Origin of the sequence: Zunongwangia sp. SCSIO 43204, assembly GCF_019904275.1 — a bacterium.
In the GTDB taxonomy this organism is placed as follows: domain Bacteria; phylum Bacteroidota; class Bacteroidia; order Flavobacteriales; family Flavobacteriaceae; genus Zunongwangia; species Zunongwangia mangrovi.
In genome coordinates, this window is record NZ_CP063204.1 from 1,037,254 (window position 1) to 1,057,974 (window position 20,721).

Here is a 20,721-nt window from a genome sequence, read left to right on the forward strand (position 1 = left end):
CCGAGAAAACAAAATACTATGATCACAGCAACTAATCTTTCTAAAGTATATAACGGAACCAAGGTTTTAGATATCGACCATTTAGAAATCCCAGAGGGACAAAATTTAGGTCTTGTAGGGAATAACGGAGCGGGAAAAACGACATTTTTCAGCATGCTCTTAGATTTAATACGGCCTACTTCTGGAAATATCTTTAATCAGGATATTACGGTGAACGAAAGTGAAGACTGGAAGACTTTTACGGCTTCGTTTATCGACGAAAGCTTTTTGATAGGATATCTTACTGCGGAAGAATACTTTTATTTTGTGGGTGAGCTACGCAGTCAAAACCGAGCCGATATTGATAGCTTTTTGGCACAATTTGAAGAATTCTTTAATGGAGAAATCATAGGCCGAAAAAAATACCTTCGAGATTTATCGAAAGGGAATCAGAAAAAAGTGGGAATCGTTGCCGCGTTAATTGGTGATCCTAAAGTAGTGATCTTAGACGAGCCTTTTGCTAATTTGGATCCTACCACTCAAATTAGGCTAAAAAAAATTATCAAGGATCTTTCTGAAATTTCTGGAACTACGGTTTTGGTTTCCAGTCATGATCTTATTCATGTGACAGAAGTTTGTGAGCGTATCGTAGTTTTAGATAAAGGTGTTATCGTTAGGGATCTTAAAACTTCTGAAGCTACGCTAAAAGAACTGGAAACTTATTTTTCTGGAGAACAAATTCCTGAAGAATTTAAAGAAACCACAGAAGCTCCAACCGAAGAAGCCGCAGCTGATAAGCCCGAGTAATCAACGCCCGATTTTTCTTATTTAAAGCGCAAATCTTTGTATTTGTAAAAAGAAACTTATTTTTACATACTAAATCCTGCGTAACAGAGTTATGATGCTAATAAGAAAGGCTTGGTTTTGAGGAGATTTTCACATGTTGTTTTTGCTTTTTTTCTAATTGGGGCTATACTTTCCTGCTCCCGAAAGAAGGATACTTTTATTAGTCGAAGCTGGCATTCGGTTACTGCGGAATATAATACACTTTATAACGGTAATCTTGCTCTTGAAGCCGGGCGAGAAGAATTAAACCAGAATTACAGAGACAATTACTGGGATTTACTACCTATAGAACGTATGCAGATCGATGAAGAGATCCTGCTTCCCGATAGCGTTCGAAATCAAAATTTTGGTGTTGCCGAGCAAAAAGCGGTAAAAGCGATTCAGCGTCATTCGATGTTAATTGCCGGGGACGAAGAAAATCCACAGATCGATGAAGCTTATATGTTGTTGGGAAAAGCACGATATTTTGATCAACGTTTTATTCCCGCATTAGAAGCATTCAACTATATTTTGCAAAGATATCCGGCCAGTAATAGCATTAGAAATGCGCAAATTTGGCGAGAGAAAACCAATATTAGGTTAGAGAATAACAGGATCGCGATTAGAAATTTAAAAAGGATCATCGAAAATGCCCAATTTGAGGATCAGGAATATGCAGATGCGAAAGCAGCCATGGCGCAGGCCTATATAAATCTTCAGTATCCCGATAGTGCATTGGCTCCTTTAACTACTGCCGCCAATTTCACGAAGAAAAACGAAGAAAAAGGGCGTTATTTTTTCATTATAGGTCAGTTATATAATCTACTGAATCAACCAGAAAATGCAAATTTTGCTTTTGATGAGGTTATCGAGCTTAATCGAAAGTCACCTCGAATTTACATGATCAATGCCTATATCCAGAAAGCAAGAAATTTTGACCCTGAAGAAAATAACGATCAGCAACTAAAAGAATTGCTTATAAGTCTTGAAGAAGATCGCGAAAATCGTCCATTTTTAGATAAAATTTATTTTCAATTTGGCGAATATTATAATCAACGAGATTCTTTAGATACTGCTATTGTTTTTTACAATAAGTCACTTAGAAGTCGTGCAAACAGCGATCCCTATTTAAGATCTATAAACTACGAGATTCTGGCGAATATCAATTTTGATCGATCAAATTATCAGAGAGCCGCCAAATATTTTGATAGTACGCTTTTCGAAATGAATTCTAGTTTAAGGGAGTACAGAACTATAGAAAAGAAGCGTAAGAACCTGGACGATGTGATCTTTTACCAGTCGATTGCAGATAAAAACGATAGTATATTAGATCTCACAAAGTTATCACGCGAAGAGCAAATTGCTTTTTATACAGAATATACTGATAAGCTAAAAGAAGATTATCAAAATCAAATTGAAGAAGGCGAAACAGAAGAAGCTTTAGCTTTAAACACTGCAGGCCCGGGAGTTCCAAATACGGGAATTCCAAACATTCGAGTTCCTGGCGAAGAGAATACGAATAAATTCTATTTCTATAACGACAATCTTATTAGTAGAGGAGAGCGCGAGTTTTTAAGAGTTTGGGGAAACCGTCAACTTGCAGATAACTGGCGTTGGATGGCTACAGGAAATACGACTGCAATGGCAACTTCTGAAGATGGTGCCGATTTCGATTTTACAAGCGATCCAAGATTTAATCCAGTAACTTATGTTGATAAACTTCCAACAGATAATAAAGTTATCGATAGTTTGTATAAAGAGAGAAATTACGCTTACTATCAACTTGGTTTAATTTATAATGAAAAATTTGCTGAGTATCGACTTTCTGCAAATCGGTTAGAAGAAGTTTTAGCTAGTGATCCAGAAGATCGATTGGTATTACCTTCTAAATATAATCTTTATAAGGCCTACGGAAATTTAAATATGCTGGCCAAACAAGATGAGATGAAGAGAGATATCATCACTAATTATCCAGATTCTCAATACGCGATATTTATTCAGAATCCACAAAGCCTTGCTAACGGCGAGAGCTTACCAAAAATGAGTTATGAAAATACCTTCGAATTATTCGAAAATAAAGAATTTACAGAGGTGATTTCAGAAAGTAATAAATTTATCACTCGATATTCTGGTGAAGAGATCGTTCCTAAATTCGAATTGTTAAAAGCGATGTCCATAGGACGATTAAAAGGTTTGTCTGAATATCGCACGGCATTGAGCCATGTTTCGCTAACCTATCCGCAATCGCCAGAGGGACAAAAGGCAAAACAAATGATAAGCGAATCGCTACCAAGATTAAGCCGACTTCAACTTCAGCAAGATAGTTTGGCCAAAAATTACAAACTGGTGTACGAGTTTGATGCTAATAAGAAAGAAGAAGCGCTGGAATTTCAGCAAAAATTAGATTCGGCTATGGTAGATCTAGACTATTCCAATCTTTCCACGTCCTTAGATCCTTATACGATCGATCGCTTGTTTGTGGTGGTACATGGTCTAGAAGATCGCGCCAGAGCTTTAGGTTTTGGTGAATTATTACGAGAAAATGATGATTATAAGCTTGAAAATGATTTTATTGCGATCTCAACTAATAATTACAGGGTAATTCTTCTAAGAAAGAACCTCGACACTTATAAAACAGATTATTAACTCTCACTCTTAATACGATGTTTTCAGAAAAAAAGAAAAGTTCTGGTGCTAAAGAATTTTCTAATGAGCAAAATAAAATTGCAGCAGGAACTAAAATTACCGGAGATATAACGGCGAAAGGAGCTTTTAGGATCGAAGGTTTTTTAAAAGGCACTTTAGTTACCACCGGGAAAGTGGTTATAAGCAAAAATGGAAATATAGAAGGAACTTTGGAATGTGAAAATGCTGATATTGAGGGTTCTTTTAAGGGAAAATTGAAAGTTAGCGGTATTTTAAGTTTAAAATCAACAGCTACGGTAGATGGAGAGGTTATGGCGGGAAAACTTGCCGTAGAGCCTGGTGCTAATTTTAATGCTACTTGCCAGATGCGCGGCGCAATGAAGTCGGTTAAAAATGAAAAACAATCAGCGTAACAAGTACCTGGTATTTGTAAATGTAGGTTTTCAGATGGCCATTATTATTGCCGGAGGTGTTTTTCTTGGTATTTGGTTAGATGAAAAATTTCCGAATAAATTTTCTGCGTACACGATATCATTATCACTTTTAGGCGTTTTTATTGCTTTATTTCAGGTAATACGAAGCGTAAAGAATATAAGTAAAGACGACGATTAGATGGGACGACCATTTTTAAACTTCCTTAAGGTATTTTTGCCTTTTGCATTAATCTTATTTGCGATTCAATTTTATACTGTTTCAAATTTTGTAGAGGCGACCCTACACTACAGTACAGTTTCTAATTACGCTTTTCATATTTTAGCGACAATATTAATTTACGCGATATTATTATATATAAATCTCAATTTTGAGGATAAAACAGGCTTTGCCTTTATGGGGATGGGCTTGTTAAAAATGCTGGCAGCAGTATTATTTTTGTTGCCTGCATTGCTTAATGATGAGGTATCGATTTTTGCCCAGGTGATCGCTTTTTTTGTCCCATATTTTATATTTTTAATTTTTGAAACCACCTTTGCTGTGAAATTAATTAATCATAATAAATGATTGAATATCAATAATCTTTAAGATTAATTGAAATCTAAATAAAAAATTAAAACCGGGACTTTCACATAAAAAATAAAAGTATACCTTTGCACCGAAATTTAGAGCCCATAATTTTATAAGTAGACCAGGTATTATGATAGCACAAAAATCGTTAAAGATTATAGTGACATTTGCACTAGCCTTACTTCCGGTTTTTTCTTTTGCATCAAAAGAGGACTCTTTAGCAGAAGCTGAAAAAGAATTTAATGCTACAGATATGATTCTTCATCACATTGGTGATGCGCATGGATGGCATTTTTATGGAGAAGGCGAAAATTCTTTCACAATACCACTTCCGGTAATACTTTATACCGATAATGGTCTTGTAACATTTATGTCTAGTGAATTTCACCATGATACCGAAGGGCATCATGTGGTAGAAAAAAACGGAATGCACTTCGTTAATCTTCACGAGAAAATTTATCAGTTAGAAGAAGGAGCTCATGGGGTTGAGTTCGATGAAGATCACCACCCTTTAAACGCAGAGCGTCCTATCGATCTATCGATCACTAAAAATGTAGCGGCTATGTTTATAACCGTTATCATTATGTTGATTATTTTTAATCGATTAGCTTCTTTCCACAAGAAAAATAAACATGCTCCAAAAGGCTTCAATAACGTGCTAGAAACTTTTGTTCTATTTGTTAGAGACGAAATTGCTAGACCACAAATTGGAGAGAAAAAATATATGAAGTTCATGCCATTTTTATTAACGGTATTTTTCTTCATCTGGATTACGAATATGATTGGGTTATTACCAGGTGCGGCTAACGTAACAGGTAATATTGCAGTGACTATTTCTTTAGGTTTATTCACTCTAGTTTTAATTCTAATTAACGGTAGTAAAGATTACTGGAAACACACACTTTGGATGCCAGGCATTCCAACATTTGTGAAGCCACTTCTTGCCGTAGTAGAATTAATGGGTGTTTTCATTAAGCCAATTGCACTTATGATTCGTTTATTTGCGAACATTACCGCAGGTCACATTATCATATTAAGTTTAATAGGGTTAATATTTATTCTTGAAAGCGTAGGAGTAGCTGGTGTTTCGGTTCCTTTTGCTCTTTTTATATCGATATTAGAATTGCTTGTTGCATTTTTACAGGCATTTATTTTTACCATGCTGTCTGCCCTGTTTATCGGGATGGCAGTAGAAGAACACGAACATCATTAACTTTTAATTTTAAATCTTTCAATTATGGAATTATTGTATGTAGGTCTTGCAGCTTTAGGTGCCGGTTTAGCAGTTATCGGTGCGGCTATGGGAGTTGGTAAAATCGGTGGATCTGCCATGGATGCTATCGCTCGCCAGCCAGAAGCTTCTGGAAAAATCCAGACAGCTATGATTATCGCTGCGGCTCTTGTTGAAGGTGTTGCTCTTTTTGGAGTAGTAGCAGCTTTACTTGGAGTTCTTAAGTAATTGAATTCTTATTTATCCATTCGTAACGGTTGGTTACGAATGGATTTACTTTAAATTAAAAAAGCATTATGGAATTAATCACTCCTGAAATTGGTCTTATTTTTTGGCAAACGATAGTTTTCCTTGTACTTATTTTGATATTAGCGAAATTTGCATGGAAACCTATTCTTGGTGCTGTTAAGCAAAGAGAAGATTCTATCAACGACGCTTTGTCTTCGGCTGAAACAGCTAGAAAAGAATTGCAAAATCTTAAGGCAGATAACGAGCAGTTAATGAAAGAGACACGTGCTGAAAGAGATGCTATTCTTAAAGAAGCTCGTGAATTAAAAGAAAAAGTTTTGGCAGATGCTACAGAAGAAGCACAAACCAAAGCAGATAAAATTGTAGCACAGGCTAAAGAAAGTATTGAGCTAGAGAAAAAAGCTGCTATGGCAGAACTTAAATCTCAGGTTGCAAACTTATCTATAGAGATTGCTGAAAAAGTAGTTCGTAAAGAATTATCAAGTAAAGAAAAACAACACCAAATGATCGATGATATGCTTGGTGATGTTACTTTAAACTAATACTTTGTGATGAAAGGAACCAGAGCAGCACAACGTTACGCAAAAGCCATCCTAAATTTAGCTAATGAGAAAAATGTAGCTAAAGATGTAAAGGATGATATGCTAAGTATTTCTAAGACAATTGCAGGCAGCGAAGATCTAAGAAATATGTTAGCAAGTCCAGTAATTAAACCAACACTTAAAAACCAGGCTTTAAAGGCTGTTTTTAAGGATGTGAACGGTTTAACTACTGGCGTTTTCAATTTACTTGTAGAGAATAACCGTATCGATATTTTAGGTATTGTAGCAGATCAATATTTAAGATTGTTTGATGGTTCTATACAGGTGCAAACTGCTGTTGTTACTACTGTAGTTCCTTTAACAAAAGAGCTTGAAGCTAAAATTCAGGCTAAAATAAAAGAGCTTACCGGTAGGGAAGCAATAATCAAGAATAAGATCGATGAAAGTATTCTTGGTGGTTTTGTTTTAAGAGTTGGTGACTTGCAGTACAATGCTAGTGTTGCTAATAACTTAAGCAAATTAAAAACAGAATTTAAAACAGGCAACGCATACGTTTCTAAAATTTAATAAAAACCGCCCGTAAGTTAACGTGGCATTTTATCTTAAATAATTATGGCAGAAGTAAATCCTGCTGAAGTATCAGCAATATTAAAGCAACAACTTTCTGGATTCGAGGCAAAGGCTTCTTTAGACGAGGTTGGTACCGTACTTACAGTTGGTGACGGTATTGCGAACGTCTATGGACTTTCTAATGCTCAATACGGAGAATTAGTACAATTTGAAAGTGGTCTAGAAGGAATGGTACTTAACCTTGAAGAAGATAATGTTGGGGTAGTACTTTTAGGACCTTCGAAAGAAATTAAAGAAGGTTCTACAGTAAAAAGAACACAAAGAATTGCTTCTATCAAAGTTGGTGAAGGTATTGTTGGAAGAGTAGTAAATACTCTAGGTGAGCCTATAGACGGTAAAGGACCAATCGAAGGTGAAACTTTCGAAATGCCTTTAGAGCGTAAGGCGCCTGGTGTTGTTTTCCGTGAGCCTGTAACAGAGCCTATGCAAACAGGTATTAAGTCTATCGATGCGATGGTACCTGTAGGAAGAGGGCAGCGTGAGCTTGTGATTGGTGACCGTCAAACTGGTAAAACTACTGTTTGTATCGATACCATCCTTAACCAAAAAGAATTTTATGATGCCGGTGAGCCGGTATATTGTATATATGTAGCTGTAGGACAAAAAGCGTCTACTGTTGCAGGTATTGCTAAGGTTTTAGAAGATAAAGGAGCTTTAGCATATACAACTATCGTTGCTGCAAATGCATCAGATCCTGCACCTATGCAGGTTTATGCTCCATTTGCTGGTGCTGCGATTGGTGAATATTTTAGAGATACAGGACGTCCTGCATTGATCGTTTATGATGATCTTTCTAAGCAGGCTGTTGCTTATCGTGAGGTTTCTCTTTTATTACGTCGTCCACCAGGACGTGAGGCGTATCCAGGGGATGTTTTCTTCCTTCACTCAAGATTATTAGAGCGTGCTGCAAAAGTGATCAATGATGATGGAATTGCAAAAACAATGAACGATCTTCCTGAATCTCTTAAAGATAAAGTAAAAGGTGGTGGATCTTTAACCGCACTTCCTATTATCGAAACTCAGGCTGGTGACGTTTCTGCGTATATTCCAACTAACGTTATTTCGATTACAGATGGACAGATCTTCTTAACTTCAGATTTATTTAACTCTGGTGTTCGTCCTGCAATTAACGTAGGTATTTCGGTATCGCGTGTGGGTGGTTCAGCTCAGATCAAATCAATGAAGAAAGTTGCTGGTACACTTAAGTTAGACCAGGCACAGTTCCGTGAGCTTGAAGCTTTTGCTAAGTTTGGTTCAGACCTTGATGCTGCTACAATGAGTGTGATCGAAAAAGGTAAACGTAACGTAGAGATTCTTAAACAAGGACAAAACGATCCTTATCCAGTAGAAGATCAAATCGCAATTATCTTTGCAGGTTCTAAGAACTTGCTTAGAGAAGTTCCTGTAGAAAAAGTAAGAGAATTCGAAAGAGATTATATCGAATTCTTAAACGCTAAGCATAGAGACGTAATGGATACGCTTAAGGCCGGTAAACTTACCGATGAAGTTACAGATACTTTAGCATCTGTAGCAAAAGAGCTATCTGAAAAATATAAAGGATAAAAGTTTATAAGCAAAGAGTGCAAAATAGCATTGCACTCTTTGCTCTATTAGTATTTAGGCTAGTCCAATTTTAAAAATATGGCAAACTTAAAAGAATTACGTAGCAGAATTACCTCGGTTTCTTCAACGATGCAGATTACCAGTGCCATGAAAATGGTTTCTGCGGCAAAGTTGAGTAAAGCTCAGGATGCTATCGAATCTATGCGCCCTTATTCCCAAAAGCTATCTCAGCTTTTACAGGATCTTAGCGCAACTTTAGATGATGATACTAGCAGTAAGTATGCAGAGCAGCGTGAGGTAGAAAAAGTACTTGTAGTTGCTATTTCTTCTAACAGAGGTTTGGCAGGTGCTTTTAACGCAAACATTATTAAAGGTGTAAAAAATGCTGTCGCTAAAGAATATTCAGATAAGGATGTTCATTTATACAGTATTGGTAAAAAAGCCAACGATATTTTAAAACGAAGCTTTACAGTATATAAAACGAATACCGAGATCTTTGATGATCTTAGTTTTGAAAATGTATCTGTTATTGCTGAAGATTTAATGGAACAATTCTTAGAAGGAAATTACGATAAGATCGTACTGGTGTATAACCACTTTAAGAATGCTGCTACACAAGCTGTTTTAACTGAGCAATTCTTGCCTATTCCTAAGTTTGATACTGAAGAAGAAAAGCAACTTGATTATATTTTTGAGCCTTCTAAATTAGAGATCGTAAAAGATCTTATTCCAAAGTCTCTCAAAATGCAATTGTACAAGGCTTTAAGAGATTCTTTTGCCTCAGAGCATGGAGCACGTATGACGGCGATGCATAAAGCAACAGAGAACGCTACAGAACTTAGAGATTCGCTTAAATTGTCTTACAACAAAGCAAGACAGGCTTCGATTACTAACGAAATTCTTGAAATTGTTGGTGGTGCTGAAGCACTTAATAACTAATAATCTCATTTTAGATATTTTAAAGCCCGGTTTTTTCCGGGCTTTTTTGTTTCAAAAGACCTGCTTATTTCAACTAATATTAGCTGTTTCTGAAGCTTATTTTTCTTTGGCACTTGTTTTGATTTCTTTTAGCGAACAATCAAACAAATAGAGTTATGAAACATACTTATTTTATCTTCAGCATATTTTTCTTTTCGCTTTTTACCAACTGCGGAACAAATAAAAACCTGCAGGAAGAAGCTCCTGCACAATTTGCACAGGCTTTTTATACCAAAACCGATGGAGAGATGATGTTTTATCTTCCGGTAACGGCAATTCAGAAAAACAGAGTTGAATTAAAGAATATCTACTTTAAAGGTTTAAAATCCCCAATTGTTCACAATCAAGATGGGCAAAATAGCTACACTGCGAGCTTTGGAATTCGCCAGTCTGATTATGTGATGAGTTCAGACCCAAGAGAAGAATACGGGAATAAAATGCCACAGAAACCCGAGAAAAGTCCGGTGAGTATCGAAAAAGATCAGGCCTTATTAGAATATCAGGAGAATGGTGAGACCAAATATTATGTAATTAGCAATATCGAAGAACGTAAATAGGTGGTGTTTTCTTAATTATTAGGATATTTGCAGGAAACCCAGAGCCTGTTGAGTACTTTAAAGCGATTTTTTCAGGATACCATTATTTATGGCGTTGCTACTGTAGTACCGCGGTTGCTAAATTTTATTTTAGTGCCGTTACATACCGATGCGCTGGGAACAAAAGACTATTCAGTAAACACGACATTCTACATTTGGGCGGCATTTTTTAATGTACTGCTTACTTATGGGATGGAAACTTCGTTCTTTAGGTTTTTTAGCAGAGCAGAGGATAAGAAGAAGGTTTTTTCTACTTCTTTTATAGCTTTAACTACCACGACTTTGCTGTTTTTTGGTTTGGGAATGATTTTTCAGGATGCTTTTATAAGATTAGTAGATCTGGATCCGTTTTTTTTTAATATCCTTTTTTCGGTTTTAATATTGGATACGCTGGTGGTTGTGCCATTTGCCTACTTAAGAGCAACCAATAGGCCCGTACGCTTTGCATCAGTTAAGCTTTTAAATGTTTTTGTCGTTTTTGCCATTAATATCTACTTTATTTGGTTGGTGCCAAAATTTCCTGAAATCGCACCACAATATGTATTAGATCACTATACTCAAAAGGACATTTTAAGCTATATCTTTCTGGCTAATTTGGCTGCTAGCGGAATTACATTTTTGATCTTACTGCCATACTTTTTTAAGACTAAAATTCAATTTAGTTTTTCGCTTTTAAAGCAAATGTGGAAATACGGCTGGCCTATCATGCTGGCGGGATTGTCTTTCATTATCAATGAAAATCTAGATAAGCTGTTATTAAAGGATATTCTTTCCGAAGAAATTATGGGGGCTTATTCTGGCTGCTATAAACTGGCAGTTTTTATGATGATTTTTATCCAGGCTTTTAAAATGGGAGCAGAACCATTTTTCTTTAATCACGCTAAAGAGAAAAATGCTAAAGATACTTACGCAAGGATATTAGATTACTTTGTGATTTCAGGAGGATTGATTTTGCTTGTTTTGGTTTGTTTTATCGATATTTTTAAAAGGTATCTAATTCCTAACGAGGATTACTGGATAGCGATGTCCATAGTTCCTGTGATTTTGCTGGCCAACTTGTTTTTAGGAATCTATCACAATCTTTCTGTTTGGTATAAGCTAACCGATAGAACCAGAATGGGAATGTATATTTCACTTTTTGGAGCTTTGGTTACCATAGTTTTAAATATCACGCTAATTAGCAAATTTGGATTTATGGTGGCCGCATGGGCAACATTGGCCGCATATGGTAGTATGATGCTAATCTCTTATTTCTTCGGAAGGAAATACTACGCTGTACCTTATAACGTTAAGAGAATAGGATTTTATTTACTGCTTTCGGTTGCACTTTCGGCCGTAAGTTTTATATACTTCAGACAAAATTATATAGTTGCCGCATTATTTGTTCTCATATTTGTGGGAATTACGTATTTTAAAGAACAAGAAGACATAAAGAAAATTTTAAAACGATCATGACGATTAAAATTATCAACAAAAGTTCACACGATTTACCAAGTTATGCTACAGAAGCTTCCGCAGGAATGGATCTTAGAGCTGAACTGGCCGAGCCAATTACTCTAAAACCTTTAGAAAGAGCGATCGTAAAAACAGGATTGTTTATAGAACTTCCCGTAGTTTACGAAGCACAGGTGCGACCAAGAAGTGGCCTGGCAGCAAAAAAAGGAATTACCGTTTTAAATGCACCGGGAACCATTGATGCCGATTATCGTGGTGAGATTGGTGTAATTTTGGTGAATCTTTCGAACGAAGATTTTACGATCGAAAATGGCGAACGTGTTGCGCAACTTGTGATCGCAAAACATGAGCATATTAATTGGGAAGAAGTTGAAGTGCTTGCAGAAAGCGTACGCGGAGCTGGCGGGTTTGGCAGTACGGGAACAAAGTAATTTCAGGTTTTCCTAAAATTTATTCTAGAATCAAACAAACAAAGAGATGAAGATTATTGTACCCATGGCGGGAAGAGGTTCACGCCTTAGGCCACATACCCTTACAACACCAAAACCTTTAATTCCTATCGCTGGTAAACCAATTGTACATCGATTGGTACAGGATATTGCCAAGGTTTTAAATGAAAAGATCGACGAGGTAGCTTTTGTGATCGGTGAAGATTTTGGAGAAAAAGTGGAAACCGATCTAAAGAATATTGCTGAAAGTTTAGGAGCTAAAGGAAGTATCTATTACCAGGATAAGCCTTTGGGAACTGGTCATGCAATTATGTGTGCCAAGGATTCTTTACAAGGTCCAGCCGTGATCGCCTATGCCGATACTTTGTTTAAAGCCGATTTTACTTTAGATAAAGATGCTGATAGTGTTATTTGGGTGAAGCAGGTAGAAAACCCGTCTGCTTACGGTGTGGTAAAGCTTAACGAGAATAGAGAGATAACCGAGCTTGTTGAAAAACCTACTGAGTTTGTTTCAGATCTTGCCGTAATCGGGATCTATTATTTTAAAGATGTTGCCATCCTAAAAGACGAACTTCAGAAAGTTTTGGATAACAATATAGTTCATGGTGGCGAATATCAGATTAATGACGGAATTAAAGCCATGCAGGCAAGCGGACTCAAATTTGTGCCGGGAAAAGTGGACGAATGGATGGACTGCGGAAATAAAAATGTAACTGTAGAAACTAATGGTCGTATGCTTAAATTCTTACATCGGGATGGTGAAAAGCTAATCGCTGATAATGTAAAAATAAAAGATTCTGAAATTACCGAACCTTGTTTTATTGGTGAAAATGTAGAGTTGATTAATGCTAAGATTGGTCCTAATGTTTCTATTGGAGCCGGTACAAAAATTGAAAATGCTACGATAAAAAATAGTCTAATTCAAACTTTTGCTGAAGTGAAAAATGCAAAACTGAATAACGCAATGATCGGTAATTTTGCTAAATTCAATGGTGAGTTTACCGAGATTAGTATCGGTGATTATTCAGTATTGGAATAGTTATTGAACCCCAAACCCCAAAAACTTTGCTGAAACATAACTTAATATTGGCCTTTTTTGGATACCTTTTTTTGGTGCCGGGAAAGGCCTTTGCTATAATTCAGCAACCCGAGGATAAAAATGCCACCGTAAATAGCGACCTTGGTGAAGTAAATGATGCATTTCAGGAGTATTTTTTTGAAGCTTTAAAGCAGCGTGGGATAGAAAACTACAGGAAATCCAACGAAGCACTTCAAAAATGCCTTTCTATAGATGATAGTAAAGCCGTAATTTATTACGAAATGGCTAAAAACTTTTATTCTCTGGAAGAATTTGAAAAAGCTCAGCCAAATTTTCAAAAAGCTCTCGATCGTAAACCCAAAGACGAAAATATTCTAAGAGATTTTTATGAGAACGAAATTGCTTCAATAGATTACGAAAGCGCCATAAAACTCCTTCAGAAATTAATAAAGATCGACAGTAAATACCGCGAAGATCTTGCAGATCTTTATATTCTAAGCGATCGTTATGATAATGCTTTATCACTAATTGATAGCCTGGATAACCAATATGGTAAAAACGAGTATCGCACGCGATTAAGACGCCAGATCTATGCTCGTACAAACAATACAGATGCCCAAATTGCAAGTTTAGAAACAGCTATCGAAGATAATCCTGAAGAAGAGCAAAACTATTTAAACCTTATCTATGTATATAGCGACGAGGGTAGGGAAGAGGAAGCTTTTGAAACTGCGCAGGAACTTTTAGAATATAGCCCGGGGTCTAGTTTAGCCCATTTGGCATTGTACAAATTCTATTTAAATAAAGATCAGCCAGAGCAGGCGATGCAATCTATGCAAATGGTCTTTAAGAGCGAAGAGATCGATGCAGCCTCAAAATATAAGGTTTTGAACGATTTTTTATTATTTGTGAACCAAAATCCAGAGTGGGAAGGCGAGCTTATGGAGGTAAGTCAAATGCTTTCTAATCTTGAAAACGAGCCGTCATTATATCGAAAATTAGGCGAATATTATCTAAAATCAGATAATAAAGCAGATGCGCTTCGTTATTTTGAAATGGGACTAAAGGAAGATCCTGCCAATTTCGAAATGATAAAGAATACATTGATCCTAAGAATCGATATGGAGCGTTTTGAAGGCGCAAGTGAATTAGCTGCTGAAGCTAAAGATATCTTCCCGGCGCAACCCATTTTTTATCTTTTGAATGGCGTTGCCTTAAATAAACTTAAAAATTATTCTGAAGCGGTCGAAATTCTTACTTTTGGATTAGATTTTCTAATAGAGAATCCGCGAATGGAAGCCGATTTTTATCAGCAGATCGCTGTGTCTTACGCAGGGATGGAGGATAAAGAACGCGCGAATGAATATAAGGCGAAAGCCATAAAAATTTTAAAAGAAGCTACTAAATGATAAAAAGAATAATAGCGGTTGTTTTACTAACCTTAAGTATTGTCGCCTGCGGAACCAAAAAAGCAGCGACCGGTTTCGAAGAAAGTAACGCTAAGGCAGCCGGTGTGATTAAAAATCATTACGATAACGCCACGCAGTTTAATACATTATCGGGAAAATTGAGAGCAACCTATCAGGATGCCGATAGAACGCAATCTGTAAATCTTAGCTTTAGAATGGAAAAAGATAAAGCTATTTGGATGAGTGCGAGTATTCTTGGTTTTTCGATGGCTAAAGCCTATATCACTCCGCAAAAAGTGAGCTATTATGAAAAAGTAGGAAAAACTTATTTTGACGGTGATTTTAGTTTAGTGAGTGAATGGTTAGGCACACCTCTAGATTTCGAAAAACTTCAGAATTTATTACTAGGCCAGGCAATTTATGATCTTAGAACAGATGCGTACACATTAAGTGAATCTGCCAGAGGCTTTCAGTTACTTCCGAAGAAAAATTCAGACGTAAAAAAAATGTTTATGCTGGATGCTGAAACTTACAAGGCAAAAGCACAGCAACTGGCACAAGAATCTGAAAATCGAAGTGTAACGGTAACTTACGAGGATTATCAAAATATTTCAGGTAAACTAATCCCAGAAACAATTACGATCATCGCCAACGAGGGTGGTGAAAGTACCAATATCACTTTGCAGTATAGAAATATAGAGTTTGAAGAAGAGGTAAGTTTTCCATTTAGTATTCCTTCTGGTTACGACGAAATTTCTGTAGAATGAAATTAGGCTTTTTTAAATACCTTTTTTTGATCGCTACTTTTTTTGTGGTGACTAATTCATTTGCTCAAAACACGCGTGAGGCTTTAGAGAAAAGGCGAATTGAACTTCGCAATGAAATTCGGCGAATTTCAGAATTAAGAAGCAGCAACAAAAAGAAAGAAAAGTCGATTTTAAATGAAGTTCAAGATTTAAATCAACAAATAAAAAGTACAGAGAATTTAATAAAAGTTACAAACAGACAGGCGAATCTTCTTACCAAAGAGATGAACGAAAATGAGGCGAAGATCGCCAGGTTTAGAAAAGAATTGGAAGAGCTTAAAGAAGATTATGCGGTAATGATCAAAAAATCATATCGTAGTAAATCACAACAAAGTCGAATTATGTTCTTACTTTCTTCAGAAAGCTTTTTACAAGCCTATAAACGGCTTCAATATTTAAAACAATATACAGATTACCGTAAAGAGCAGGGCGAGCAAATAAAGAAGCGTACGATAGATCTACAGCGTTTAAATAAGCGACTTGCCAATCAAAAAGAAGAAAAAGATAAATTAATTGCTGAAAATAGAGCGACTAGAGCCAGACTGGAAGAAAATAAGAAGTCGCAGCAGGAATTAATGAAAACAATTACGGCAAAAGAAGGACAATTTGCTTCTCAAATTAGAAAAACACAACAGGAAATTGATGAAATAGAGCGTAAAATTGATGCAATGATCAAAGCATCGATCGCTGAAGCCAATAAAGAATCGGGTTCTACCAAGCGCGATGTTTTCGAACTTACGCCAGAAGCTAAAGCCTTAGCCAAAGATTTTGCCAGTAATAAGGGCAAATTGCCCTGGCCGGTAGCAACGGGAACAATAAGCATGAAATTTGGTAAGCAACCACACCCGATTGTACGAAATATCACGATAAACAACAGCGGTGTAAATATCGATACCGATAAAGGAGGTAAAGCCAGAGCAGTTTTTGAGGGAACCGTTAGTGAAGTTCAGATCTTAAAAGGAGCAAATAAAGCGGTGATGTTAAGACATGGAGATTATATCACGATTTACGATAACCTGGAAGAGGTCTATGTACGTAAAGGTGATTATGTAAGTACAGGGCAGGATCTGGGCGTTATCGCTACAAGTAAGAGTTCAGGCAAGACGACATTACATTTTCTAATCTTTCAAAACACTAAAAAATATAATCCAGAAAGTTGGATCTTAAGACGTTAGATAATTCTTAACGCAACCTTTTTTGTATTTTGCATCTAGTAGATGTAACTAATCAATATGAAAGTAATATACTTTGCGACTATTGTCGTGCTATTTCTGTGTTTTTCTGCTTGCCACAAAGACGATGTTCTGGTCACCGAAGATAAAAGAATGGCTGTTTTTGCCACGCTTTTAGATTCTAATAATGTCGCTTTGCAAGATCTTCCCGTAAATGTAACCACTAAGGTTGGAGAAGAAAATAATGTTTTAGGAGCTTCTCATAGTAAAGCGCTTGGTAAGGTAGACTTTGTATCTTTAGTGGCTTATAACCGTGGGATAGTTGTTAATTTTAATCCGCTTTCTTCAGGTGATCATAATCCAAATTTTATGTCTCTAAGTTATGTGGATCCAAGAGAGTTTATGGATAGGGAAGAAAGTGTAAACCTGGATCTGGTGAAGCTTAATCCCATTCAGGATGTAGATATTAGCATAGATAGATTGCCTGAAACCGATAGTGTAGAATTCCGAATACAGTATTACAATACCACACAGTTTATAAGTTTGGATGAAGAAAACAATCCTATAGGAAAATATCAAAATACATCAAATACTTACGAAAGATTGGATGAAGAAACAGCCTCTTTTCAAAATTCATATCGTTTGCCTGTTGGATCACCTATTAAGATCTTATATACGGTAAATGATGAAGCTGAAAAAGACACGACGATTACGGTAACTTCAGCGATCAGTACTATTGATTTAGATTTTTAAATTGAAAATTATATCCCGATTTTATCGATTTTCAGCATAAATTTTTCAAATGAAGAAATTATTACTTTTAGGCTTTATATTGAGTGTTTCTTTAGGAAATGCGCAAACTGAAGTTCTGCCAACACCACATAAAAACTGGTACGAACCTGAAGATCCAGAAACTGTGTTTTTTGGCTTATCAACATATTTCCCTAATGCTTTAAGTGATTCAAGTTTAGGAAATGATTATTCATTTGATGCGGGAATTCAGTTTGAAGTAAATGTTTTTCTTACTCCGCAATTTGTTGCCGGCGTTTATGGAAAATGGCATGAAGGCGAAGTGACCAATATTGAAAAAATTGGAAATATAAGTGATAGCAATTTTAGCGAGTATGGGCTTAGTCTAGGTTATTATCAGGCAATTAATCGACAATTTAATTACATGATCACTGCGGGTATTGGTGCTGTTACTTTAAATAATACTGTTCCTTTTTCTCCAGATTCTTTTCGAGAGAATGGTACCAGTTATAAAATTACGGGAGAATTAGGTTATCGCTTTAATCAAACCATAGCGCTTTTTGCTAAAGTCTCTCCATATTATTTAGTTCTTGATATCGAAAATAGGGCTTATAACGACTATTTAAATAAGCATTTTCTAATAGACCTTGGTTTTGGATTACGCGTACATTTACACAATCCAAATGGATAAGATTAGTCTTTAAACAATGCCTTTAATTCTGTAGCATCATTTGGTTTTAGTTTTCCTGCAAGTACCAGGCTAAGTTGCTTTCTTCTTAAGGCTGCGGCAAAACGATCTTTTTCCAGATCTGTTTCTGGTTCTAGTGGAGGAACAGGAACTGGCGCCCCGGTTTCGTCTACAGCTACAAAGGTGTAAATCGCTTCGTTTGCTTTACTTCTAAGACCACTTTCGCGATCTTCTACCCAAACATCTATAAAGATCTCCATAGACGATTTAAACGCGCGAGAAACAGCTGCTTCAACCGTTACAACACTTCCTAGCGGAATTGCTTTATTAAAGGCAACATGATTTACAGAGGCAGTTACTACAATACGGCGACTATGTCTTCTGGCAGCAATACTGGCAGCACGATCCATACGAGCTAACAATTCGCCTCCAAATAAATTATTTAGCGGATTGGTCTCACTTGGTAAAACAAGATCGGTTAATGTAGTTCTAGAATCTTTTGGGTACTTAGAATTCATATATGCCAATTTTTGGCAATAATAGTGAGCTTTTAGCTAAATATCACTAAAAAAAGATTAAAGTTCCTGTACCAGTAACCAGGCAGCCTGATTTTCCCTTTTCAGTTTATTTAATGCGTTTACCGCATCTCGTCTGGTTTTATGGCTAGAAAAAACAACCTGATGAAGGCCATATTTGTTAGCACCTATTAGTCGGGCTTTGTAACCTTCCTTCTTAAGTTCTTCTACTTTTTTCTCGGCATTTTCTTCAACTCTAAATGCTCCTGCAACAAGGTGAAAATTACCAGGTTGCTTTTCTACGTTAAAAGTAATGGCCGGTAGTGGATTGTCGATCACAAAAGTAGCTTCCTGAATTTGTTGTTGTAACTGGTTTTCAGCTTCCTGTTGTTCAGCAATATTATGTTCAGCCACCTGGTTACTATAAATATTTAAACCGGCAACACCAGATAAACCAAGAGCAAGAATCCCTACCGCGGCATATTTAAGGAATGCGCCTTTGCGGCTTCTACGCTCGGGAGTGAAATGAATTGGCGCTTTTTCTTCGATTTTCTGAACCTGAGATTTGTAAACTTCACGCTGAATTTTTGCTGAATGAACCACATCAAGTCCAAAAGAATCAGCCAGGTAATTCACTTTATTAAAAGGCTCGAATTGAAGCGTATAATCTTCAGAAACAGTAAATTCACCAACATTAGCGATTTCAGCTTTATCATTTTCTTTTAAAGAATTTTCCAGCTGATGTACAAAATCGGCGATCTTATTTAATGCAGTAGTGTAATTAATACTTTCAGCATCTGCGATGTAATTGGCTAACAATCCGTCGTTTTTAACTAATTGACGGTTAAAGGATACAGTCTTTTTTGGCGGGTAAAGATTATTGGTTTCTGCATCGATAAAAGCAGATTCTCTTTGAGATAGAAATGCACCAAATCCCGGTACGATAACGCATTCGTAGCGGTAAAGTAAATCCTGTATGTAGTTAGCTATTTTCATAATTGCAAAAATAAGACGAATGTGAAGTATATAAAAATAGCGAAACAATTTTTATTAACAAATCTTTTTTTGCGTAATTTTAGTCGAAAGCGGTGGAATGAATAGTAGTGATCTAAGATATGTGCTGGCTTTGCAAAAAGCTTCTAATCTGGGCGATAGAACAGCGAAGAAACTAATAGCAAGATTAGGCAGTACGGAAGCAATTTTTAAAGAAAAGCGACAAAATTTATTAAAAATCGAAGGTATAGGCGAGCTTAAACTAAAAGGCTTACTGGATCCTTCGAACTTTGAAGCGGCAGAAAAAGAGCTCGAATTTATCAAAAATGAGCAATTAGAAACTCATTATTTTTTAGATGAAAACTATCCTGAAAAATTAAAACATTGCCATGATTCGCCCATTTTGCTGTTTTCTAAAGGAACTATTAAACTTCAAAATCGCCGAATTATAAGTATTGTAGGTACCCGAAAGATCACAAGCGCCGGGAAAGCTTTTGTAGAAGAGTTTATTGAAGAATTGAGTCCGCTAGATCCTGTAATTGTTTCTGGTTTCGCGTACGGAGTAGATATCGCGGCCCATCGGGCTGCTATAACTCATAATCTGCAAACGATTGGATGTTTGGCGCATGGTTTAGATCAAATCTATCCAAAAGTGCATGCAAAATATGTTGATGAGGTTTTAAAAAATGGTGGCTTTTTTAGCGATTTTTGGAGTAGCGATAAGTTTGATCGCAATAACTTTTTAAAACGAAACCGAATTATCGCCGGTTTAAGCGAAGCTACCGTAGTGATTGAAAGTGCAGAGAAGGGCGGGAGTTTAGTAACCGCAGATATTGCAAATTCTTATAATCGTGAAGTTTTTGCTGTGCCGGGAAGACCGGGCGATAAATACAGCAAAGGTTGTAACGCACTTATTAAATCGAACAATGCCCATTTATTAAGCAGTGCTGCAGATTTGGTGTATATGTTGGGTTGGAAGCTAGATGAAGAAATTAAACCTGTGCAGCAACAGTTGTTTATCGATCTGGATGAAGAAGAGCAACTTATTTACGACCAGCTAAAAGAAAAAGGGAAATCACAATTAGACACGATAGCGCTTTATTGCAATTTCCCAACTTTTAAAACCGCTTCAATTTTATTGAATATGGAACTTAAAGGCGTAATTAGGCCTTTGCCCGGTAAATTATTTGAAGCAATTTAGATC

General features: G+C 36.4%; 23 protein-coding genes. 21 read left to right on the forward strand and 2 right to left on the reverse strand.

The window, feature by feature from the left end; genetic code table 11:
• The first annotated feature begins 18 nt into the window (after window positions 1–18).
• The 20 genes from INR75_RS04550 (at window position 19) to INR75_RS04645 (ending at window position 18,012) form a co-directional block, all read left to right on the forward strand.
• Window positions 19–786, forward strand: coding sequence for an ABC transporter ATP-binding protein (locus tag INR75_RS04550; protein WP_223090953.1), 768 nt, complete (start codon window positions 19–21; stop codon window positions 784–786).
• Window positions 787–903: 117 nt separating this feature from the next.
• The gene (locus INR75_RS04555; protein ID WP_223090954.1) at window positions 904–3,450 is read left to right on the forward strand and encodes a hypothetical protein; all 2,547 of its coding nucleotides are present in this window, start codon (window positions 904–906) and stop codon (window positions 3,448–3,450) included.
• A gap of 17 nt (window positions 3,451–3,467) precedes the next feature.
• A complete protein-coding gene (locus tag INR75_RS04560; protein ID WP_223090955.1) occupies window positions 3,468–3,863 on the forward strand; it encodes a polymer-forming cytoskeletal protein in 396 nt (131 codons plus the stop codon).
• A complete protein-coding gene (locus tag INR75_RS04565) occupies window positions 3,844–4,062 on the forward strand; it encodes an AtpZ/AtpI family protein (RefSeq protein WP_092539840.1) in 219 nt (72 codons plus the stop codon). The genes INR75_RS04560 and INR75_RS04565 overlap by 20 nt, the downstream gene beginning before the upstream one ends.
• Window positions 4,063–4,449: a hypothetical protein gene (locus INR75_RS04570; RefSeq protein ID WP_223090956.1), complete on the forward strand. Its 387-nt coding sequence runs from the start codon at window positions 4,063–4,065 to the stop codon at window positions 4,447–4,449.
• Window positions 4,450–4,582: 133 nt separating this feature from the next.
• Complete coding sequence (atpB, locus tag INR75_RS04575; protein ID WP_092539842.1) at window positions 4,583–5,665, forward strand: F0F1 ATP synthase subunit A; 1,083 nt, start codon at window positions 4,583–4,585, stop codon at window positions 5,663–5,665.
• A gap of 24 nt (window positions 5,666–5,689) precedes the next feature.
• Window positions 5,690–5,911, forward strand: coding sequence for an ATP synthase F0 subunit C (gene atpE / locus INR75_RS04580; protein ID WP_084841957.1), 222 nt, complete (start codon window positions 5,690–5,692; stop codon window positions 5,909–5,911).
• 68 nt (window positions 5,912–5,979) lie between these two features.
• Window positions 5,980–6,474, forward strand: a complete 495-nt coding sequence (locus INR75_RS04585) for a F0F1 ATP synthase subunit B (protein ID WP_092539843.1) — start codon at window positions 5,980–5,982, stop codon at window positions 6,472–6,474.
• Between the two features lie 9 nt (window positions 6,475–6,483).
• Window positions 6,484–7,041, forward strand: coding sequence for an ATP synthase F1 subunit delta (gene atpH, locus INR75_RS04590; protein WP_223091853.1), 558 nt, complete (start codon window positions 6,484–6,486; stop codon window positions 7,039–7,041).
• Between the two features lie 45 nt (window positions 7,042–7,086).
• Window positions 7,087–8,667 (forward strand): F0F1 ATP synthase subunit alpha, encoded by a 1,581-nt coding sequence (gene atpA, locus INR75_RS04595; protein ID WP_223090957.1) that lies wholly within the window; start codon window positions 7,087–7,089, stop codon window positions 8,665–8,667.
• A 78-nt stretch (window positions 8,668–8,745) separates the two neighbouring features.
• A complete protein-coding gene (gene atpG, locus INR75_RS04600) occupies window positions 8,746–9,606 on the forward strand; it encodes an ATP synthase F1 subunit gamma (protein ID WP_092539846.1) in 861 nt (286 codons plus the stop codon).
• Window positions 9,607–9,761: 155 nt separating this feature from the next.
• On the forward strand, window positions 9,762–10,202 hold the full coding sequence (locus tag INR75_RS04605) for a hypothetical protein (protein ID WP_223090958.1): 441 nt from the start codon (window positions 9,762–9,764) through the stop codon (window positions 10,200–10,202).
• Between the two features lie 48 nt (window positions 10,203–10,250).
• Entirely contained in the window at window positions 10,251–11,696 is a 1,446-nt protein-coding gene (locus INR75_RS04610; RefSeq protein WP_255584642.1) for an oligosaccharide flippase family protein, read from the forward strand.
• Window positions 11,693–12,127, forward strand: a complete 435-nt coding sequence (gene dut / locus INR75_RS04615) for a dUTP diphosphatase (RefSeq protein ID WP_223090960.1) — start codon at window positions 11,693–11,695, stop codon at window positions 12,125–12,127. The genes INR75_RS04610 and dut overlap by 4 nt, the downstream gene beginning before the upstream one ends.
• A 46-nt stretch (window positions 12,128–12,173) precedes the next feature.
• A complete protein-coding gene (locus tag INR75_RS04620; protein WP_223090961.1) occupies window positions 12,174–13,184 on the forward strand; it encodes a sugar phosphate nucleotidyltransferase in 1,011 nt (336 codons plus the stop codon).
• A 26-nt stretch (window positions 13,185–13,210) separates the two neighbouring features.
• Window positions 13,211–14,593: a lipopolysaccharide assembly protein LapB gene (locus INR75_RS04625; protein WP_255584643.1), complete on the forward strand. Its 1,383-nt coding sequence runs from the start codon at window positions 13,211–13,213 to the stop codon at window positions 14,591–14,593.
• Complete coding sequence (locus INR75_RS04630) at window positions 14,590–15,360, forward strand: DUF4292 domain-containing protein (RefSeq protein ID WP_223090962.1); 771 nt, start codon at window positions 14,590–14,592, stop codon at window positions 15,358–15,360. The genes INR75_RS04625 and INR75_RS04630 overlap by 4 nt, the downstream gene beginning before the upstream one ends.
• Complete coding sequence (locus INR75_RS04635) at window positions 15,357–16,574, forward strand: murein hydrolase activator EnvC (protein WP_223090963.1); 1,218 nt, start codon at window positions 15,357–15,359, stop codon at window positions 16,572–16,574. The genes INR75_RS04630 and INR75_RS04635 overlap by 4 nt, the downstream gene beginning before the upstream one ends.
• Before the next feature lie 57 nt (window positions 16,575–16,631).
• Window positions 16,632–17,324, forward strand: a complete 693-nt coding sequence (locus tag INR75_RS04640) for a hypothetical protein (protein ID WP_223090964.1) — start codon at window positions 16,632–16,634, stop codon at window positions 17,322–17,324.
• A 49-nt stretch (window positions 17,325–17,373) separates the two neighbouring features.
• Window positions 17,374–18,012 carry a hypothetical protein gene (locus INR75_RS04645; protein WP_223090965.1) on the forward strand — a complete coding sequence of 213 codons (639 nt, stop codon included), beginning with the start codon at window positions 17,374–17,376 and terminating at the stop codon, window positions 18,010–18,012.
• A 2-nt stretch (window positions 18,013–18,014) separates the two neighbouring features.
• On the opposite strand, the gene INR75_RS04650 is transcribed toward INR75_RS04645, so the two are convergent.
• Both INR75_RS04650 and INR75_RS04655 read right to left on the reverse strand, forming a co-directional pair.
• Entirely contained in the window at window positions 18,015–18,527 is a 513-nt protein-coding gene (locus INR75_RS04650) for an acyl-CoA thioesterase (RefSeq protein WP_084841944.1), read from the reverse strand.
• Window positions 18,528–18,584: 57 nt separating this feature from the next.
• Entirely contained in the window at window positions 18,585–19,520 is a 936-nt protein-coding gene (locus INR75_RS04655; protein WP_223090966.1) for an SPOR domain-containing protein, read from the reverse strand.
• Window positions 19,521–19,617: 97 nt separating this feature from the next.
• Between INR75_RS04655 and dprA the strand changes: the two genes are divergently transcribed.
• Window positions 19,618–20,718, forward strand: coding sequence for a DNA-processing protein DprA (gene dprA, locus INR75_RS04660; RefSeq protein WP_223090967.1), 1,101 nt, complete (start codon window positions 19,618–19,620; stop codon window positions 20,716–20,718).
• Window positions 20,719–20,721: the final 3 nt, after the last annotated feature.

What these genes read in the sequence shown, in the direction of transcription:
- INR75_RS04570 (WP_223090956.1), top strand. Translation starts at nt 4,063, where the DNA reads ATGGGACGACCATTTTTAAACTTCCTTAAGGTATTTTTGCCTTTTGCA.
- INR75_RS04645 (WP_223090965.1), top strand. Translation starts at nt 17,374, where the DNA reads ATGAAGAAATTATTACTTTTAGGCTTTATATTGAGTGTTTCTTTAGGA.
- INR75_RS04550 (WP_223090953.1), top strand. Translation starts at nt 19, where the DNA reads ATGATCACAGCAACTAATCTTTCTAAAGTATATAACGGAACCAAGGTT.
- atpH (WP_223091853.1), top strand. Translation starts at nt 6,484, where the DNA reads ATGAAAGGAACCAGAGCAGCACAACGTTACGCAAAAGCCATCCTAAAT.
- atpB (WP_092539842.1), top strand. Translation starts at nt 4,583, where the DNA reads ATGATAGCACAAAAATCGTTAAAGATTATAGTGACATTTGCACTAGCC.
- INR75_RS04640 (WP_223090964.1), top strand. Translation starts at nt 16,632, where the DNA reads ATGAAAGTAATATACTTTGCGACTATTGTCGTGCTATTTCTGTGTTTT.
- INR75_RS04620 (WP_223090961.1), top strand. Translation starts at nt 12,174, where the DNA reads ATGAAGATTATTGTACCCATGGCGGGAAGAGGTTCACGCCTTAGGCCA.
- INR75_RS04585 (WP_092539843.1), top strand. Translation starts at nt 5,980, where the DNA reads ATGGAATTAATCACTCCTGAAATTGGTCTTATTTTTTGGCAAACGATA.
- dprA (WP_223090967.1), top strand. Translation starts at nt 19,618, where the DNA reads ATGAATAGTAGTGATCTAAGATATGTGCTGGCTTTGCAAAAAGCTTCT.
- INR75_RS04655 (WP_223090966.1), bottom strand. Translation starts at nt 19,520, where the DNA reads ATGAAAATAGCTAACTACATACAGGATTTACTTTACCGCTACGAATGC.
- INR75_RS04560 (WP_223090955.1), top strand. Translation starts at nt 3,468, where the DNA reads ATGTTTTCAGAAAAAAAGAAAAGTTCTGGTGCTAAAGAATTTTCTAAT.
- INR75_RS04635 (WP_223090963.1), top strand. Translation starts at nt 15,357, where the DNA reads ATGAAATTAGGCTTTTTTAAATACCTTTTTTTGATCGCTACTTTTTTT.
- dut (WP_223090960.1), top strand. Translation starts at nt 11,693, where the DNA reads ATGACGATTAAAATTATCAACAAAAGTTCACACGATTTACCAAGTTAT.
- INR75_RS04565 (WP_092539840.1), top strand. Translation starts at nt 3,844, where the DNA reads ATGAAAAACAATCAGCGTAACAAGTACCTGGTATTTGTAAATGTAGGT.
- atpG (WP_092539846.1), top strand. Translation starts at nt 8,746, where the DNA reads ATGGCAAACTTAAAAGAATTACGTAGCAGAATTACCTCGGTTTCTTCA.
- INR75_RS04630 (WP_223090962.1), top strand. Translation starts at nt 14,590, where the DNA reads ATGATAAAAAGAATAATAGCGGTTGTTTTACTAACCTTAAGTATTGTC.
- atpA (WP_223090957.1), top strand. Translation starts at nt 7,087, where the DNA reads ATGGCAGAAGTAAATCCTGCTGAAGTATCAGCAATATTAAAGCAACAA.
- INR75_RS04605 (WP_223090958.1), top strand. Translation starts at nt 9,762, where the DNA reads ATGAAACATACTTATTTTATCTTCAGCATATTTTTCTTTTCGCTTTTT.
- atpE (WP_084841957.1), top strand. Translation starts at nt 5,690, where the DNA reads ATGGAATTATTGTATGTAGGTCTTGCAGCTTTAGGTGCCGGTTTAGCA.
- INR75_RS04650 (WP_084841944.1), bottom strand. Translation starts at nt 18,527, where the DNA reads ATGAATTCTAAGTACCCAAAAGATTCTAGAACTACATTAACCGATCTT.